The sequence below is a fragment of the Rhizobium sophorae genome (assembly GCF_013087515.1).
Taxonomy (GTDB): Bacteria; Pseudomonadota; Alphaproteobacteria; order Rhizobiales; family Rhizobiaceae; genus Rhizobium; species Rhizobium sophorae.
On record NZ_JABFCN010000055.1, the window covers coordinates 100168 to 116908 of the forward strand.

17 protein-coding genes are annotated in these 16741 nt (G+C 62.8%); 11 read left to right on the forward strand and 6 right to left on the reverse strand.

Annotated elements, in window-relative coordinates; all coding sequences use genetic code 11:
- Positions 1-157: 157 nt before the first annotated feature.
- The 3 genes from repC to repA all read right to left on the reverse strand — a co-directional run bounded on the left by repC (position 158) and on the right by repA (position 3715).
- Positions 158-1372 carry a plasmid replication protein RepC gene (gene repC / locus G9X64_RS29820; protein WP_171377984.1) on the reverse strand — a complete coding sequence of 405 codons (1215 nt, stop codon included), beginning with the start codon at positions 1370-1372 and terminating at the stop codon, positions 158-160.
- Between the two features lie 154 nt (positions 1373-1526).
- Positions 1527-2522: a plasmid partitioning protein RepB gene (gene repB, locus G9X64_RS29825; protein WP_171377985.1), complete on the reverse strand. Its 996-nt coding sequence runs from the start codon at positions 2520-2522 to the stop codon at positions 1527-1529.
- Complete coding sequence (repA, locus tag G9X64_RS29830) at positions 2519-3715, reverse strand: plasmid partitioning protein RepA (RefSeq protein WP_168310414.1); 1197 nt, start codon at positions 3713-3715, stop codon at positions 2519-2521. The genes repB and repA overlap by 4 nt, the downstream gene beginning before the upstream one ends.
- A gap of 203 nt (positions 3716-3918) precedes the next feature.
- Between repA and cobF the strand changes: the two genes are divergently transcribed.
- The 5 genes from cobF to G9X64_RS29855 all read left to right on the forward strand — a co-directional run bounded on the left by cobF (position 3919) and on the right by G9X64_RS29855 (position 8260).
- Positions 3919-4683 (forward strand): precorrin-6A synthase (deacetylating), encoded by a 765-nt coding sequence (gene cobF, locus G9X64_RS29835; RefSeq protein WP_171377986.1) that lies wholly within the window; start codon positions 3919-3921, stop codon positions 4681-4683.
- 73 nt (positions 4684-4756) lie between these two features.
- Positions 4757-6136 carry a precorrin-3B synthase gene (cobG, locus tag G9X64_RS29840; protein WP_171377987.1) on the forward strand — a complete coding sequence of 460 codons (1380 nt, stop codon included), beginning with the start codon at positions 4757-4759 and terminating at the stop codon, positions 6134-6136.
- 2 nt (positions 6137-6138) lie between these two features.
- Positions 6139-6771 carry a precorrin-8X methylmutase gene (locus G9X64_RS29845; RefSeq protein ID WP_168315196.1) on the forward strand — a complete coding sequence of 211 codons (633 nt, stop codon included), beginning with the start codon at positions 6139-6141 and terminating at the stop codon, positions 6769-6771.
- Positions 6768-7499: a precorrin-2 C(20)-methyltransferase gene (locus tag G9X64_RS29850; protein ID WP_168310418.1), complete on the forward strand. Its 732-nt coding sequence runs from the start codon at positions 6768-6770 to the stop codon at positions 7497-7499. Before G9X64_RS29845 ends, G9X64_RS29850 begins: the two co-directional genes overlap by 4 nt.
- A complete protein-coding gene (locus G9X64_RS29855; protein WP_168315194.1) occupies positions 7496-8260 on the forward strand; it encodes a precorrin-3B C(17)-methyltransferase in 765 nt (254 codons plus the stop codon). Before G9X64_RS29850 ends, G9X64_RS29855 begins: the two co-directional genes overlap by 4 nt.
- Here the strand turns inward: G9X64_RS29855 and G9X64_RS29860 are convergent.
- Positions 8224-8994: a cobalt-precorrin-6A reductase gene (locus G9X64_RS29860; RefSeq protein WP_168315193.1), complete on the reverse strand. Its 771-nt coding sequence runs from the start codon at positions 8992-8994 to the stop codon at positions 8224-8226. The genes G9X64_RS29855 and G9X64_RS29860 overlap by 37 nt on opposite strands.
- On the opposite strand from G9X64_RS29860, the gene cbiE reads away from it, so the two are divergent.
- Together cbiE and cobM are read left to right on the forward strand one after the other, a co-directional pair.
- A complete protein-coding gene (gene cbiE / locus G9X64_RS29865; protein ID WP_171377988.1) occupies positions 8993-10225 on the forward strand; it encodes a precorrin-6y C5,15-methyltransferase (decarboxylating) subunit CbiE in 1233 nt (410 codons plus the stop codon). The two genes, G9X64_RS29860 and cbiE, sit on opposite strands and share 2 nt — an antisense overlap.
- A 4-nt stretch (positions 10226-10229) precedes the next feature.
- Positions 10230-10988, forward strand: coding sequence for a precorrin-4 C(11)-methyltransferase (gene cobM / locus G9X64_RS29870; protein WP_171377989.1), 759 nt, complete (start codon positions 10230-10232; stop codon positions 10986-10988).
- A gap of 96 nt (positions 10989-11084) precedes the next feature.
- Here the strand turns inward: cobM and G9X64_RS29875 are convergent, their stop codons facing one another.
- Both G9X64_RS29875 and G9X64_RS29880 read right to left on the reverse strand, forming a co-directional pair.
- The gene (locus G9X64_RS29875) at positions 11085-11897 is read right to left on the reverse strand and encodes a TIM barrel protein (protein ID WP_171377990.1); all 813 of its coding nucleotides are present in this window, start codon (positions 11895-11897) and stop codon (positions 11085-11087) included.
- Between the two features lie 161 nt (positions 11898-12058).
- A complete protein-coding gene (locus G9X64_RS29880) occupies positions 12059-13087 on the reverse strand; it encodes a LacI family DNA-binding transcriptional regulator (protein WP_171377991.1) in 1029 nt (342 codons plus the stop codon).
- A gap of 130 nt (positions 13088-13217) precedes the next feature.
- Between G9X64_RS29880 and G9X64_RS29885 the strand changes: the two genes are divergently transcribed.
- From G9X64_RS29885 to G9X64_RS29900, 4 genes are read left to right on the forward strand one after another with little or no spacing between them, the layout of a single operon-like run.
- Positions 13218-14306, forward strand: coding sequence for a fatty acid desaturase family protein (locus tag G9X64_RS29885; RefSeq protein WP_171377992.1), 1089 nt, complete (start codon positions 13218-13220; stop codon positions 14304-14306).
- Between the two features lie 21 nt (positions 14307-14327).
- A complete protein-coding gene (locus G9X64_RS29890) occupies positions 14328-14642 on the forward strand; it encodes a MocE family 2Fe-2S type ferredoxin (RefSeq protein WP_168310425.1) in 315 nt (104 codons plus the stop codon).
- An 11-nt stretch (positions 14643-14653) separates the two neighbouring features.
- Positions 14654-15880: an NAD(P)/FAD-dependent oxidoreductase gene (locus tag G9X64_RS29895; RefSeq protein ID WP_171377993.1), complete on the forward strand. Its 1227-nt coding sequence runs from the start codon at positions 14654-14656 to the stop codon at positions 15878-15880.
- Positions 15881-15923: 43 nt separating this feature from the next.
- Positions 15924-16736 (forward strand): 3-methyl-2-oxobutanoate hydroxymethyltransferase, encoded by an 813-nt coding sequence (locus G9X64_RS29900; protein ID WP_171377994.1) that lies wholly within the window; start codon positions 15924-15926, stop codon positions 16734-16736.
- The last annotated feature ends 5 nt before the right edge of the window (positions 16737-16741 follow it).

Here is a 16741-nt window from a genome sequence, read left to right on the forward strand (position 1 = left end):
AAATGGAAGCAAAATACATGTTTCCTTCCGCCATGTATGACATGGTTAACAGTGTATTTCAACAAAACTGGAGGGAATGAAGCCGATACGCTGGCTGATCGACCGGCCGCATATGCTTCTAACAGTCCGAGCTGGCGCGAAGCTTTTTCATAGCCGCTCATCCGGTTATCCTCGCTGTCGGACCATTTGCCCGCATCAGCGCCATAAGCATCGGTCCGAGCGAGAATTCGCCGCGCTCCGCCCGCCGCGTCAGGTCACGCAGGTAGCCGCCGGCCGAGTTGATATGTCCGCCCCTTTCCAGGATGCAGGCGATCACGGTGGCGGCGTTTTCCGGCCCCATGACATCGCAGGCCAGCTGATAGGCGCTGGGGCTGACGCCAAGCGTGGAACGGACAAGGACGGCCGCGGCCATCAGATCGCGCCAGCTGCCGATGCCGCCGCCCGGTCCGTAAGCGATAATCTCCGGGCAGGCCTGCAGCACCATGGCAAGGGGGAAGGATTTCGGCGGCTCGCGCCAATGCCGCGGTTCTTCCTCCGGCTTTGCGCCCTGCTTCGGTTTGAAGCCTGGTTCAAGTTCAGATTTAGGGTGTGGGTTTGAATTATGTATGTGCCGACCGTTTTGGATATCATTGGCGTCTGATTTTTCTGTTTTCGACTTCGATTCCAACGTCTTGACGATCAATTCCCGGAAAGCTTCGAGATCGGCCAGCAGGCTTTCCATCTCGGCAGCCGACGGGCGGCGTGGCAGGCTTGCGGAAAGCAGATTGAAGTGCTTCTGCATCTCGATCCATTCGCCGGCAATTTCCTCCTCCAGAGCGATCTCGATGAGCTTGGTGATGTCACGCCGGCAAAGTGTCAGACGCTCCCTCAGGCGCTTCCATTCGAGCTTGGCGGCCATCACCTGAGCCGCCTGCGCCTCGATCTCGCGAGCGCGCACCAGCAGCGGCGCCAAGCTGAAGCCAAATGCCTCTCCAAGTCCGCCTTCGCCGTTGCGCCGGGCAAAACGTTTCCCGTTCGGACTATCCCGCCGGATGATCAGGCCGGCTTCCACCAGCATCGCCAGGTTCCGCCGCAACGTCGTGCCGGCCATGCCGTGCGTGCGCAACGACAGCTGCTCGTTCGAGGGAAAGACGACGAAGCCGTTGGCCTCGGCAATCTCGTTCTTCGGGTAGAAGGTCAACAGCGCGTTGAGAACAGCGAGCGCACGGTCGGATACGCCGACCATGTCCTTTGCTTCGCAGAGCGCGCGAAAAATCTTCCACTTGTCGACCGATGCGTCCGGATCGACCTTGCTGACGCTTTGCTGACTTGCCAGCATGCCAAGCGTCATCGATCGCCGCCCAAAGGGCGTCGATACATATTGAGGCTCCATGTCCCTCACCTTTTCTCAAGGCAAAAGAAACCTACCACCCAAAAGGATGCCGAAGACGCTTGACAGTGATTCGAGGAAGTGCGATTCTCAGATTGTCCAGATATGAGAAAGGCTTCCGCGGCGGCAACGTTCGGAGGCTTTTTTCTTTTGCGGTCTACTCTCCTGCTTGCAACTTGCCGGCCCGATAGGCTTCGTAAAGCTCATCGAGACGGCGTGAAATGTAAGCGCCGAAATCCGGCGCATCGCCGGTCTTCAACGCGATCGTGAAGGAATTGCCGGCGCTCTTGATTCGACCGGCAATCTTGCCGTCGCTCTTCGGCTTCCAGTCATATTCCGTGGTTTCGGGTTTCGCTTCTTTCTTGGCGAGCTCGGCAACCAAAAGCTCGAAACGGCGGTCGCTCTCTTCCGCCATGAAACTTCCCGAGGCAACGAGCTTCGCAAGCCGCGCGCCCGTCATCCCATTCCAGTCCTGAGCAAGCGCCATCCACCTACGTCGCCCGATGCCAGGCGCGGCTCCGACCGACCTGACGATTTCGGCGGGGATGGCTTTTGCGACGGATATCAGCTTCGATAGCTCCGTCTTGTCCGTCGACAGCGCTTTCATGATGACCGGACGCTCAAAACCCTTGAGCTCGAGATTAAGGGCAAAGACCGCGCGCTCGATATAGGAAAGGTTGCGGCGCGCCGAATTCTCGATGCCCTGCGCGATGACGACATCGGTATCGTCGAGCTTACGGACGATCGCCTGCACCTTGAGGCCGAGCAGCTTGACCGCCTGCAGGCGGCGATGGCCATAGGCGATCTGGTAGCGGTCCTCATCATTGGGATGGCGGCGAACGAGGATCGGCACTTCCTGGCCGTTCTCGGCGATCGACCGCACCAGCTCGTCTTCCATATCGAGGGGCTGGTCGCCAAGGCGGTCACGGACGAAGGAGGAATCAATCAGATCGGGATCGAGTTCGACGATGCGTTCGCCGGAGAGCAAGGCCTCCTGCATCGCCCTGCTCTCTTCCTCCATGCGGCCAAGGGTCAGCGCCATCGTCCGAACCGGCCCGGCCGATCCGCGCGAAGATGGTTCCTCGTAGTTGGCCGCGGCCAACTCCTGCGCCGTATCGTCGAAAAGACCTTTCAGGCGATCGCGTCTGCTCATGCTCGACCCCAGGCTTTGTGAATACCGGCGAGAACCTCGCCGTTGGCGGCATTGACCGATTCCAGCGCCCGGTCATAAGTCGAGCGGCGCACCTGCCCCTTCTCGATCTCGTAGAGCGTCTGCTTGGTCAGGCCGACATCGGCGATCGCCGTCGATTTGAGAATGGTCGCCGTCAAAACATCATCACTGAAGAGGCTGCGCAGCAGCGCGACGATCTGCGACTGCGGCGCATCGAAAGGTTCGTGACGCGTGACGACATATTTGATGAAGTCATGCTGCAGATCGCCGCCGGCCCTGCGCACAACGGAAAGCAGATCCGACGTCATCAGCAGGAACTGCGACATGGAAGCGACGTCGACCATTTGCGGATGGATGGTGATGAGCAGCGATGTTGCCGCGCAGACGGCGCCGAGCGTGAGGTAACCGAGCTGCGGAGGGCAGTCGATCACCACGATGTCGTAATCGGCCTCGACCTCGGCAATGGCGATGCCAACGCGGCGGAAGAACAGCTCGCCAGGTCGCTGCCGGTCGTTCAGTGCCCGTGGCGTCTCATGCTCGAACTCCATCAGTTCGAGATTGCCCGGCACCAGATCCAGCCCGTCGAAATAGGTCTTGCGGACGATCTCCTTCAGCGGCTTGCGGCCCGCATCGTAACGAATTGCGCCATAGAGCGTATCGCCCTCGGAAAGATCGAATTCGGGCTGAACACCGAGCATGGAGGAGAGCGAGGCCTGCGGATCGAGATCGATCGCAAGCACCCGGTAACCCGCCAGCGCCAGATACTGCGCCAGATAGAGCGTCGTCGTGGTCTTGGCCGAACCGCCCTTGAAATTGGTGACGGCAACCGTCTGCAGCTTTTCGCCAGGGCGACGCCACGGCTGATAGGAAAGCGCGTCCTTCGGCTTGAGCTTGGCCATATACTGGCGCAATTCGTTGATCTGGCCGAGCGTGTAGGAACGCCGGCCATTCTGGGCAAGATCCGGCTGCGGTCCCTTGCCATCCAGTGAAAGCTGGCGAAGATAGCCGTCCGAGACGCCGATCATCTGGGCGGCCTCGCCGGAGGAGAATGTTCGTAGCGTCTTTTGCGAGAGCGGCGGGAACAGCTTGTCGCGGAGGAGCTTCAGTTGCCGCGAAAGCTGGTTCGCATGCCGCTCGATCCGTACATCTGTCGTCGATACGCTAATGTTGTCCAAAACACCCAATCCTTTTCGATGCGCTTTTCTGTCAACATAGCGTCAAAAAGCGTATCGAAAGTGACACGATTCGGGATTTGCAGCAACAACAGGGCTTTGATGGCACCCACAGGCCTGGTTGGCCGCGGCCAACTCCCTGTTCGGCCCTTGCGGCGACCAGGCTTTTTCGGCAAGACCGCCAGGACTCAACGGGGAGTATCCGCTTGAAGCATATCAATATCATCGGCATCGGCACGGGCAACCCGGAGCACCTCACCATACAGGCAATCAACGCGATGAACGCGGCCGACATGGTCTTCCTGCCAGTCAAGGGCGCCGGCAAGGAAGAGCTCGCCGAGATCCGGCGGGAGATCTGCGAACGCTATATCTCCCAGCCGGCCGGCAGGATTTCAGAATTCGCAGTGCCGCAAAGGCAGACGACAGACAAGACCTATGCGCAGAGCGTCGACACCTGGCATGGCGAGATTGCCCGCATCTATGGAGAACTGATCTCCGGTCTCCCGGATGATGGCAGCGGCGCCTTTCTCGTCTGGGGCGATCCCAGTCTCTACGACAGCACGATCCGCATCATCGAACGCGTGCGCCGGGAAGGCCGCGTGGCTTTCGACTACAGCGTCATTCCCGGCATCACCAGCATCCAGGCGCTGGCGGCCAGCCACAGGATCCCGGTCAACCTCGTCGGCAAACCGATCGAAGTCACCACAGGCCGCAGGCTGGCGCAGGACGGACTTCTGGCCGACAGCACCGTCGTCATGCTTGACGGCGAACAGGCTTTTGCCAAGATCGACGATCCCGACGCCGAGATCTTCTGGGGCGCCTATCTCGGTACCAAGGACGAGATCGTCAGATCAGGACGACTTGGCGACATTGCTACCGACATTCTGACGCTCAGGGCCGAGGCCAGGCAGCGGCACGGCTGGATCATGGACATCTATCTCCTGCGCAAGGGCCGGGATTTCGACGAATAGCCAGTTCGAAGCGCTTCCAGCATGCTTTGCCGGCCCGGCGGCGATCATGTAAGAAGTGGCCAGAGGATCGAGAATGAGCATTAAGGCCGCAAAGGCGAGCGACAGGACGGGCGAGGCGGATCTGCGCGGTCGCCCGACGGCGATGCGTAGACGCGGCGCCTGCCCCGCCCTTGCGGCGCCCATGCCGACGGGCGACGGTTTGCTGGTACGGCTGCGGCCGGCCAGCGGCGCGTTGACGCCGTCGCAATTCGCAAGCCTTGCCCGCTCTGCCGCAGCACATGGAAACGGCATTCTGGAAATCACTGCCCGCGGCAATCTGCAGATCCGAGGCCTTCGGGCTGAGACGGTCGGACAGCTCGCCGCTGATATCGATGCCGCCGGGATCACCGTGCCGGACGGGCCGGCGATCGAGACATCGCCGCTGCACGGAATCGACCCGGAGGAGAGAAGCGATCCGGCCGCGATGGAAATGGCCTTGCGCAGCACGCTCCACGATCTGCTTGCCTCGCCGCGGCTCGCGCCAAAGCTCTCGCTCGTCGTTGACGGTGGCGGAGCCTTCGGCTTGTCAGCGCTGTCCGCCGATATCCGTATCGTCGCGCAATCCCCCACAGATTGGCTTGTCGCGATCAATGGCGACGGTGAAACTGCAATGCCAGTCGCCATCGGTCCCACGGAGGCTGCGATATCAGCCGTTGGCGAAATTCTGAGCTTGCTGACGACCCTCGGGCAGGGCAGGCGTGCAAGGGATATCGATCCGGCGCTTCTGCGGGCGCGTTTTCCCGCAATGGATGACATTCAATTCATTTCGTCCCGCGCGGCAGGGATGCCGCTTGCCGGCTCGCACAGGCTTGAGGACGGCAAAACCATACTCGGCGTCCGGCCGGAATTCGGGCAGATGAGAGCCTCCGATCTGATCGCCTTGCTTGACCTTGCAACGAATCGTGGCGCAACAGCCGTCCGGCTTGCGCCCGGTCGCGGTTTTTTCTTCATCGGGCTTTCCGCCGATACAGTGCCGGCTATGCACATCGCTGCAGCCAGACATGGCTTCAGCACCCAGCCCGGCGAGAATACCGAGCATATCGCCGCCTGCGCCGGCGCCGGCGCCTGCGGCTCGGCCTTCTACGAGACGCGGACCCTGGCGCGCCGGCTCATTGCCGCGGCACCTGCCCTTTTCGATGGTTCGCTGACACTTCATCTATCCGGCTGTGCCAAGGGCTGCGCTCATGCCCGGCCGGCGCTGACCCTGACGGGCTCCGCGGAAGGTTATGGCCTCATCCTCAATGGGCTTGCGGCGGATCAGCCGGACGAACGGATCGCTGGCGGTCGGATCGATTTCGCTATAGAGAGGCTCGCCCGGGCCATCGAAGACAACAAAGATGCTGGCGAATCGACCGCCGCCTGCCTTACACGGCTTGGCGCAACCGGCGTTTCGAAGGCGCTGCGACAGGAATAGGAATGCCAGACTACGATTATATCCGCAGCGGCGATGCGATCTACGAGCGTTCCTTTGCCATCATCCGTGCCGAGGCCGATCTTTCGCGCTTCACCGAAGACCAAGCCGAAATCGCCGTGCGCATGATCCATGCCTGCGGGCTGGTCGAGGCGGCGGAGCATTTCCTGTTCTCGGCCGATTTCGTCAGCGCGGCGCGCGAAGCGCTGAAGGGCGGCGCGCCGATCTTCTGCGACGCGGAGATGGTATCTCAGGGCGTGACCCGGGCGCGGCTGCCGGCGCTGAACGAGGTGATCTGCACGCTGCGCGATCCCGCGACACCGGAGCTTGCGCGCGAGACCGGCAATACGCGCTCTGCCGCCGCCATGCATCTCTGGCTCGATCGGCTCGGCGGCAGCGTTGTCGCGATCGGCAATGCACCGACGGCCCTCTTCCATCTGCTCGAACTCCTGCGCGACGGCGCCCCGAAACCCGCTGCGATCCTCGGCATGCCCGTGGGCTTCGTCGGCGCGGCGGAGTCGAAGGATGCATTGGCGGAAAATTCCTACGGCGTACCCTTTGCCATCGTCCGCGGCCGGCTCGGCGGCAGCGCCATGACCGCAGCCGCCATCAATGCATTGGCGAGGCCAGGCCTATGACCACAAGCGGCCGTCTCATCGGCGTCGGCACGGGTCCCGGCGATCCGGAGCTCCTCACCCTCAAAGCCGTGCGCGCCATCGAAGGCGCGGATGTGATCGCCTATTTCGCTAAGCAGGGCAGGGGCGGCAACGGCAAGGCGATCGTCGAGCCGCTGCTGAAATCCGGGGTGACACTGCTGCCGCTCTATTATCCGGTGACGACCGAGATCGACAAGAACGACGAACGCTATCAGAGGCTGATCACCCAATTCTACGATCTGTCTGCCAAAGCTGTTGCCGGGCATCTTGATGCCGGGCTGACTGTCGCCGTTCTCAGCGAAGGCGATCCACTCTTCTACGGCTCCTATATGCACCTGCATGTCAGGCTTTCCACACGCTATCCGACGGAAGTGATCCCGGGCATCAGCGCCATGTCGGGCTGCTGGTCGCTGGCGGGCATGCCGATCGTCCAGGGCGACGACGTGCTTACCGTACTGCCCGGTACGATGGCCGAGACCGAGCTGACACGCCGCCTTGCCGATACGCAAGCCGCCGTCATCATGAAGGTCGGCCGCAATCTGCCGAAGATCCGCCGGGCGCTGGCAACGGCCGGCCGGCTTGCGGAAGCCGTCTATGTCGAGCGCGGCACAATGGCGAATGCGGCGATGGAAAGGCTTGCCGACAGGACCGACGGCGATGCGCCGTATTTTTCGCTCGTGCTGGTGCCGGGCTGGGAGGGCAGCCGATGAGCGGCAGGCTTTTCGTGATCGGCACCGGTCCCGGCAACCCCGAGCAGATGACGCCGGAGGCTTTGGCCGTTGTCGACCAGGCAACGGATTTCTTCGGCTACGGACCCTATCTCGACAGGCTGGAGCTCCGCCACGATCAACTGCGGCATGCCTCGGACAATCGCGAGGAGCTCGACAGGGCGGGGGCAGCGCTCGCCATGGCGGCCGATGGCGCCAAGGTCTGCGTCGTCTCCGGCGGCGACCCCGGCGTCTTCGCCATGGCGGCGGCCGTCTGCGAGGCGATTGAGAACGGGCCGGCCGCGTGGCGCGCGGTCGATCTCATCATCCTGCCCGGCATCACGGCGATGCTGGCCGTGGCGGCAAGAGCCGGCGCTCCGCTTGGCCATGATTTCTGCGCCATATCGCTGTCTGACAATCTAAAACCTTGGAATATAATAGAAAACCGTCTTGTATTGGCGGCAAAGGCAGGTTTTGTCATCGCGCTCTATAATCCGATCAGCCGGGCGCGGCCCTGGCAGCTCGGCGAAGCCTTCAAGCTGTTGCGTGAGCATCTGCCTGCAGCAACGCCGGTGATTTTCGGGCGGGCGGCCGGGCGACCGGACGAACGTATCGCCGTCCAGCAGCTGTCGCAGGCAGATGCGTCGATTGCCGATATGGCGACCTGCATCATCATCGGCTCGGCCGAGACACGCATCGTCACGCGGCCAGGCAGACTGGACCTCGTCTATACGCCGCGCTTCATGGCGGGGGGAAACAGGTGATCGATCGCCGCCAGCACCGCCTCGACAGTGTCGACCGCCTTGACGGTCGAGGCCGGCGCGCGCGCCACCATCATCACCTCGATGCCAAGCAGCCGGGCTGCCTCGATCTTCGCATAGGTGGCGGCACCGCCGCTATTCTTGGCGACGATGACGTCGATGTCGTGTTGCCTCAACAGATCGCATTCGCCTTCCAGCGTGAACGGGCCACGCTCGAGGATGTACTCGACATTATTAAGCGCAAGCGGCGGTTCTATGGGATCGACGCTGCGGACGAGGTAGTGATGTTGCGGTGCGGCTTCCGTATGATGCGCGCCCTGCCGGCCCGTCGCCAGGAAGACATGGCGGGGGGAGGGGCCGAGCGCCTCGATGGCCTCCGGAATACTCCGCACCTCCCGCCAGCGATCGCCGGCCGCGCGTTGCCATTCGGGACGGCGCAGAGCGATGGCAGCAATGCCGGTGGTCTCAGCCGCGAAAGCGGCATTGGCCGAAATGCGCTCGGCGAAGGGGTGCGTGGCGTCGATCAGCAGATCATATCCGCCGGCCTTCAGGAAATCGGCAAGTGCGGCAGCGCCGCCGAAACCGCCGATGCGAACCGGAACAGGCTGCGTGGCCGGTTTTTCAGTGCGGCCGGCAAGCGACAGAAGAACATCGCAATCATCACGCGCGGCGAGCGCCTCGGCCAGCAGCCGCGCCTCGCTGGTGCCGCCAAGGATCAGGATGCGGGGTCTTCCCATGTCTGATGTCGCTCCTGCGTCCGGCCAGCGCTGGCTGACTATTATCGGCATCGGCGAAGATGGTCCAGAAGGGCTGGGCGAGGAGGCGAAGAGGCTGATTGCGACCGCACCTGCCGTCTTCGGCGGCGCGCGCCACCACGCGCTTGCTGCATCGCTGATCACAGGTGAAAGGCTTTCCTGGCAGAGCCCGTTCGAGCGCTCGGTCGAGGCCATCATTAAAAGGCGCGGCACGCCTGTTGTCGTGCTCGCCTCCGGCGATCCGTTCCTCTACGGCGTCGGCGCAACAGTCTCGCGCTACGTGGCGGCGGACGAGATGCGCACCATCCCCGCACCCTCGGCCTTCAGCCTTGCCGCGTCCCGCCTTGGCTGGCCGCTGCAGGAGGTCGCGACGATCTCCCTGCATGGACGGCCGATCGACCTGATCCGGCCGCATCTTCACCCCGGGCGGCGCATCATCGCGCTGACCTCGGACGAGAAGGGGCCTGGCGATCTGGCTGCCCTGCTTGCCGCTACCGGCTTCGGTCAGTCGCAGCTTACCGTGCTCGAGGCGCTTGGCGGCGCTCGGGAACGGCAAAGAAGCGCTGTGGCTGCGGATTTCGATCTCGTGGACATCGATCCTCTGAATGTCTGCGCTGTTAATGTTGCGGCAGGGGAGGGGGCTCGCATCCTGCCTTTTACCGCAGGAATCGAGGATGAACTGTTCGAGCATGACGGACAGATCACCAAACGCGAAATCCGGGCGATGACGCTTTCGGCGCTTGGCCCCCGTCACGGCGAACTGCTCTGGGATATCGGCGCTGGCTCGGGCTCGATCGGCATCGAATGGATGCTGGCCGATCCGTCGCTGAAGGCGATCGCCGTCGAGCAGTCGCCCGAGCGGGCCGCACGTGCCGCCCGCAACGCGTCTGCTTTCGGCGTGCCGCATCTCGCCGTCGTCGAAGGTATGGCGCCCGATGTGCTGAAGGGCCTGCCGGAACCGGATGTGATCTTCCTCGGCGGCGGCGGCAGCGAACCGGGTGTTGTCGATGCCGCGATTGCCGCGCTGAAGCGGGGAGGGCGGCTTGTCGCCAATGCCGTGACGCTGGAGATGGAAGCGGTACTGCTCGCCGAACATGCAAAACGTGGCGGCTTCCTCACGCGGATCGAAATATCGCGCGCACAGCCCGTCGGCGGCATGAGCGGCTGGCGGCCGGCCATGCCGGTGACGCAGTGGCGCTGGACGAAAGGATAACGGGATGACGGTGCATTTCATCGGCGCAGGCCCAGGTGCTGCGGATCTGATCACGGTGCGCGGCCGCGATCTCATCGCCCGGTGCCCGGTCTGCCTTTATGCCGGCTCGATCGTCTCGCCCGAACTGCTGCAATATTGCCCGCCGGACGCCCGCATCGTCGACACGGCGCCGATGTCGCTCGACGAAATCGAGGCGGAATATCTTCGCGCCGCTGCGGCCGGCCAGGATGTCGCCCGGCTGCACTCCGGCGATCTCTCGGTCTGGAGTGCAGTGGCCGAGCAGGTGCGCCGGCTTCAAAAACACGGCATCGACTATACGATGACGCCAGGCGTTCCGGCCTTTGCCGCCGCAGCCTCAGCCCTCGGCCGAGAGCTGACGATCCCGGCCGTGGCGCAGAGCCTGGTGCTGACCCGCGTTTCCGGCCGCGCGTCACCGATGCCGAACGACGAAACACTGGCGAAGTTCGGCGCGACGGGCGCCACGCTGGCGATCCATCTGGCCATCCACGCGCTGAAGCAAGTGGTGGAGGAATTGACGCCGCTTTACGGCATCGACTGCCCTGTCGCCATCGTCGTCAAGGCCTCCTGGCCGGACGAGCGCGTCCTGCGTGGCACGCTCGCCGATATCGAAGCAAAGGTTGCCGCCGAACCGATCGAACGAACGGCGATCATCTTCGTCGGCCCCTCGCTCGCGGCCGAGGATTTTCGCGAGAGTTCACTTTATGATCCGGCCTATCAGCGCCGGTTCAGAGGCAGGGAGTAGCTTCGGGCGAAAGGCCGCGCCAGCGCGGCCTCTCGTAACCGTCCAGCGCGCCGTCCCGACACCAATGGCGGTATCAGCCGACATTTCGCTCAGGTCTCAAACCCGAGCGCTGAGATAATCCATGCTGGCGCGAAGCGCACCGGCCGGGTCCTTCAGCGCATGCACCTCCGCCGCGAAGGGCTCGAAGGAGAATGGGCCGTTATAGCCCGCCTGCAGCAGCGCCCTGACCTGGCCGGCATTGTCGAGCAGATCGTCGGCATCGACCAGGACGCGGTGAGAATCGCGCATATCAGCAACAGCAACGGAAGGATCGTTGACGCCGGAGATGTGCACGAGGCCGGCAAGCTCAGGGAAGGTCGCCGCTTCGCCGGCAAGATGATGGTGGAAGGTGTCGTGGACGAGCCTGAAGGTCGATTGCGCACCGAGTTCCTTGATGGCCTCGGCCGCCTCGGTCTTCGAGCGCAGCGAGCAGATCTCGAAGCCGAGCGGCTCGACGAGACCGATAATGCCGGCCTCCTCGAGCATCGGCTTCAGCGCAGCCAGAGACTGACGCAGATTGGCCTGCCGTTCGCCATCGGCGCAGCCGGTGCCGTCATTCTTCGGAACAAGGACGAGCGCCTTGGCGCCGGACGCGCCGGCATAATCGATCAGTTCCCGCGCTTCGGCAGCCCTGGTCGCGTTCCACTCGTTGAAGCGCTGCAGGGCGTTGATCGAGATGATCGTCACGCCATGGCGGGCAGCCGCTTGCCTGATCACGTCGGGTTTGGTGCCGTCGAGAATGGCATTGCCTGAAAGGTCGTTGCGGATCTCGACGGCATCGATGCCGAGCGATCTGGCCAGCGCGAAAAAGTCTTCGATGGCGAGCGATGGTGCTGCCATATGGTTGAGCGCAAAACGGATCGTAGTCATGATTGATATCTCCTCCTGATCTCCGCGTCACGGCGGAGCAGTCCTCGCGAATGGGTCAGGGAATCTCTATCGGAATTCGCGTCGCAATCCATCCGTCATCGCCGGTGGCCGCTTTCATTGCTGAGAGAATTTCCAAAGAAATGATGGACTTCCATCATTGCTTAGATGTTCTCCGAGATATGAATATCGAAAGGCAGGAAGAGTTGTCCGGGAACCGCCGTTTCGCCATTTTCGATGGCGCTTGTCATCAGCACCATCAGATCCTTGCAGAGGGCGGGGAGGGGGGTGCCGATCGCCATGGCGACGATATCGTCGGCAAGACCAGCTTTGCTGTCGGGGGTCAGCTCGTTGACCACGAGAACGATCTTGCCGCCGACGCCTTCTTCGCGAAACGCCGAGATTGCCCCCTCCATGCCGCCGCCGCAGACATAGAGGCCGACAAGATCGGAATGTTTCTGCAGCAGCGTCAACGTTGCCTCATGGGTGATTTCGGCGGTCTCGAGATTGATCAGCGTGTCGACGACATCGAACTCCGGCGCATTCTCGCGAAAATACGAGCGGAAGCCGATTTCTCTGAGCTCATGGCCGTGAAAGCGATGGCTGCCGACGAAACAGGCGACCTTGCCGGGCTGGCGCGCCGTGCGCGCGATCGTCCAGGCGGCGGTGCGCCCGACCTTGCGGTTGTTGACCCCGAGATAGGCGTCGCGCACGCCCGTGGCGAGATCGGAGAGCAGCGAGAAGACCGGGATGCCGCGCTCCTTCAGCTCCTCCACAGCCGTCGTCACCGCCGGATAATCCGGACCGACGAGAGCAACGGCCTGGTTGCGGGCGCCGAGCGTCTTGATCTTTTCGACGATCGCAGCCGGTGTCGCGGCTGACGGAAAGTCGATTTGCGTCTGGATGCGCGCGCTCGTCACCGCGCGCGCTGCTGTTTCAATCTCCCGCACGAAGCTCTGATAGAAGGGCTGCATCGGCTTCTGCAGCAGGAAGGCGAGCCTGTATTGCGGCAGATCCTCGAAGACGCGCTGCTTGATCAGCCCGACAGCGTGATAGCCGATCGACTGCGCCGCATCATAGACCCGTCGCGCTGTTTCCTCGCGCACGCGGTGGCGCGCGTTAAGAACACGGTCGACGGTGGCGACGCTGACGCCGGAGGCGCGGGCGAGATCGGATATGGTGGGACGGCGCATCGGCGTTCCTGATGGATTCGATCATGAATGCAAGTCATTCATGATGGCTTTTGATAGATTATATCAAGCCTGCATTGAGCGCTTTCCAAAGTCAACCTATTCTCCAGGCAAGGGCAACGGGAGGCGGGTAATGACGACCCAGACAAAGAAGCGCGACTACGACCTTCTCGGCGAAAGCGGCCGCACCGCCGTCGAGGCGGGGCTGGCGGCAGCCGAATGGTATCACACCGACATTCCGCGCAAGGAGATGAAGGCGCTGATGCAGCGCTCCGATGCAACGGCAATCCGCGACACGGCCCTCTGGCTCGGCAGCATGGTGGTCTTGGCCGGGCTCGGCATCTATTTCTGGGGCTCGTGGATCGCGCTGCCCTTCTTCCTCGCCTATGGCGTGCTCTACGGCTCGGCCTCCGACAGCCGCTGGCACGAATGCGGCCATGGCACCGCCTTCAAGACGCGCTGGATGAACGATACCGTCTATCAGATTGCCTGCTTCATGATCATGCGCAATCCGGTGACCTGGCGCTGGAGCCATGCGCGCCATCACACCGACACGGTCATCGTCGGCCGCGATCCCGAGATCGCCGTCATGCGGCCGCCCGATCTCTTCCGGCTGGTGCTCAATTTCTTCGGCATCCTCGACGCCTGGCATGCGGTCGTCGACATGCTGCGCAATGCCTTCGGCGGCGTCAGCGCGGCGGAAAAGACCTTCATCCCGGAGATGGAGCAGCCGAAGGCGATCCGTTTCGCCCGCATCTGGCTAGCAATCTATGTCGCGACGATCGCGGCCACGATCGCCATGGGGTCGATCCTGCCGCTGATGCTGATTGGCCTGCCGCGCCTCTATGGCGCCTGGCACCATGTGCTGACCGGTCTGCTGCAGCATGGCGGCCTTGCCGACAATGTGACCGACCATCGGCTGAACAGCCGCACGGTCTATATGAACCCGATCAGCCGCTTCATCTACTGGAACATGAATTACCACGTCGAACATCACATGTTTCCGATGGTGCCCTACCACGCGCTGCCCCAGCTGCACGCGATGATCAAGCACGACCTGCCGGCGCCAAACCCATCGATCTGGTCCGGCTATCGCGAGATGATCCCAGCCTTCCTACGCCAGCTGCGCAACGAGGACTATTTCCTGAAGCGCGAACTGCCGGCCACCGCGCGGCCCTATCGCGAGGAATTCCACAACGAGCTGGCCCCGGCCGCGCAATAAAGACAATCGAGGGAGGACAAGATGAGCGGAAATTGGATTGAGGTTTGCGGCAAGGACGAGATCGATGAGGAGGATGTCATCCGCTTCGATCACGACGGGCGCACCTTCGCGGTCTATCGCAGCCCGGACGACGAATTCTTCGCCACCGACGGGCTTTGCACGCATGAACATATCCATCTCGCCGACGGGCTTGTCATGGATGAGATCATCGAATGTCCGAAACATAACGGCCGCTTCAACTATAAGACGGGCGAAGCCAAGGGCGCGCCGGTCTGCGTCAATCTCAAGACCTATCCTGTCAAGATCGAAGACGGCGCCGTCTTCATCTCGGTCTGAGGGAGGCTGCTGTGGCTCACTTCGTTATCCTGGGCGCAGGCGAATGTGGTGCGCGCGCCGCCTTCGCATTGCGGGAGAAGGGTTTTGACGGCGAGATCACGCTTGTTGGAGCCGAAGCTCTTCATCCCTATGAACGCCCGCCGCTTTCGAAGGCTAGGTCCGCCGATGCAAGCGATCCGATATTCATCGCCGCGGCGGAAAAATATATCGAAAACAGCGTCCGGCTGCTGACCGGCCTCGAGGCAAGGGATCTCGACACCGCATCCAGGATCGTCAGGCTTTCGGACGGGACCGTGCTTTCCTACGACAAGCTTCTGCTTGCGACGGGTGCGGCCGCGCGTTCTTTCCCCGGCGCGCCGGAGGGCAGCGCCCACATTCGCTCGCTGCGGACGCATCACGATGCAACGGCATTGCGCGATGTCATGAAGCCGGGACGGCATATTGCCATCATCGGCGGCGGCTTCATCGGGCTGGAACTTGCAGCGACCGCACGGCTGCTCGGCGCCGAGGTCACGGTCATCGAGGGGCTGGAACGCGTGCTGAAGCGCGGCGTGCCGGAGGAGATCGCCCATCTTCTCACCGAGCGCCACCGCGCCGAAGGCGTCGAGATCCGCTGCGGCGTCTCGATCGAGGCGCTGACCGAGGAAAGTGGCAAGGCGCTGATCAGACTGTCGACCGGTGAGGCGATAACAGCCGATCTCGTCCTGGTCGGCATCGGCGCCCGGCCGAATGTCGAGATCGCCGAAAGGGCAGGGCTCACGATCGATAACGGCATTGCCGTCGATGCATATCTCCAGACCTCGGCACCGGATGTTTTTGCCGCCGGCGACTGCTGCTCCTTTCCGCTGTCGATCTATGGCGGCCGGCGGGTGCGGCTCGAATCCTGGCGCAATGCCCAGGAGCAGGGCACATTGGCCGCGGCCAACATGCTCGACCTCGAGGACGCCGTTTCATCCGTGCCGTGGTTCTGGTCTGACCAATACGACATGACGCTGCAGATATCAGGCCTTGCCGAAGGGGCCGTCACGCATCAGCGCCGCGATCTCGGCGCAGGCGCCTTCATTCTCTTCCATCTCGATGCCGGCGGACGATTGATCGCCGCAAGCGGCATCGGGCCGGGCAATGCGGTGGCACGCGACATCAGGCTCGCCGAAATGCTGATCGCAGCACGCGCCCATCCGAACCCGGCAGCGCTCGCAGCCAGCGACATCAAGCTGAAATCCCTGCTGGCCGCGTGAGCTGCCCGATATTTTCACCCGATTTTTTCAAAGGAATTTGACGATGAAGAAACATAGACGCGCAACCGTCGCCGATCTGCTTGCGGAAAAAGGCAAGCGTCAGCTCACCATGCTGCGCGTCACCACGCTGGAGGAGGCAGAAGCCGCCGAAAAGGCGGGGATCGACATCGTCTCCGTGCCGCCCTCGCTGCTCGGACCGGTTTTTCGTGAGGCCGCGCCCACTCCCTTTGCCATTCCAGGGCTCGAATATGGCGACCATGTCTCGGCCGAGGACTATTTGCGTGCGGCCTTCGTGGCGCTGAAGGCGGGCGGCGATGCGGTCTATTGCGCCGCAAGCCTGCAGACGATCCGGCGCCTGCGCGACGAGGGCATTCCCGTCTGCGGCCATCTCGGACTGATCCCCTCCAAGGCGACCTGGACCGGCGGCTTCCGCGCCGTCGGCAAGACGGCGGCGAGTGCGGCCGAGATCTGGCGGCAGACCAAGGCGCTGGAAGAGGCCGGCGCCTTCGCCGCCGAAATCGAAGTCGTGCCGGGGGATGTCGCTGCCGCCATCAGCAGCAACACTTCGATGCTGATGATCTCCATGGGCGCAGGCAGTGGCTGCGACGCCCAATATCTCTTCGCCGACGATGTGCTCGGCGCCAATCGCGACCACTATCCCCGCCATGCCAAGGTCTATCGCAATTTCGCCGCCGAACACGACCGGCTGCAGCGCGAGCGCATCGCCGCCTTCACCGAATTCGCCGAGGATGTCAGGACCGGCGCCTACCCAGAAAAGCGCCATCTCGTCGGTATCGACGAGGCGGAACTGGAGATGTTTCTGGACCGGCTGAGGAGTGAGACGAGCCATAGCTGAGGGCA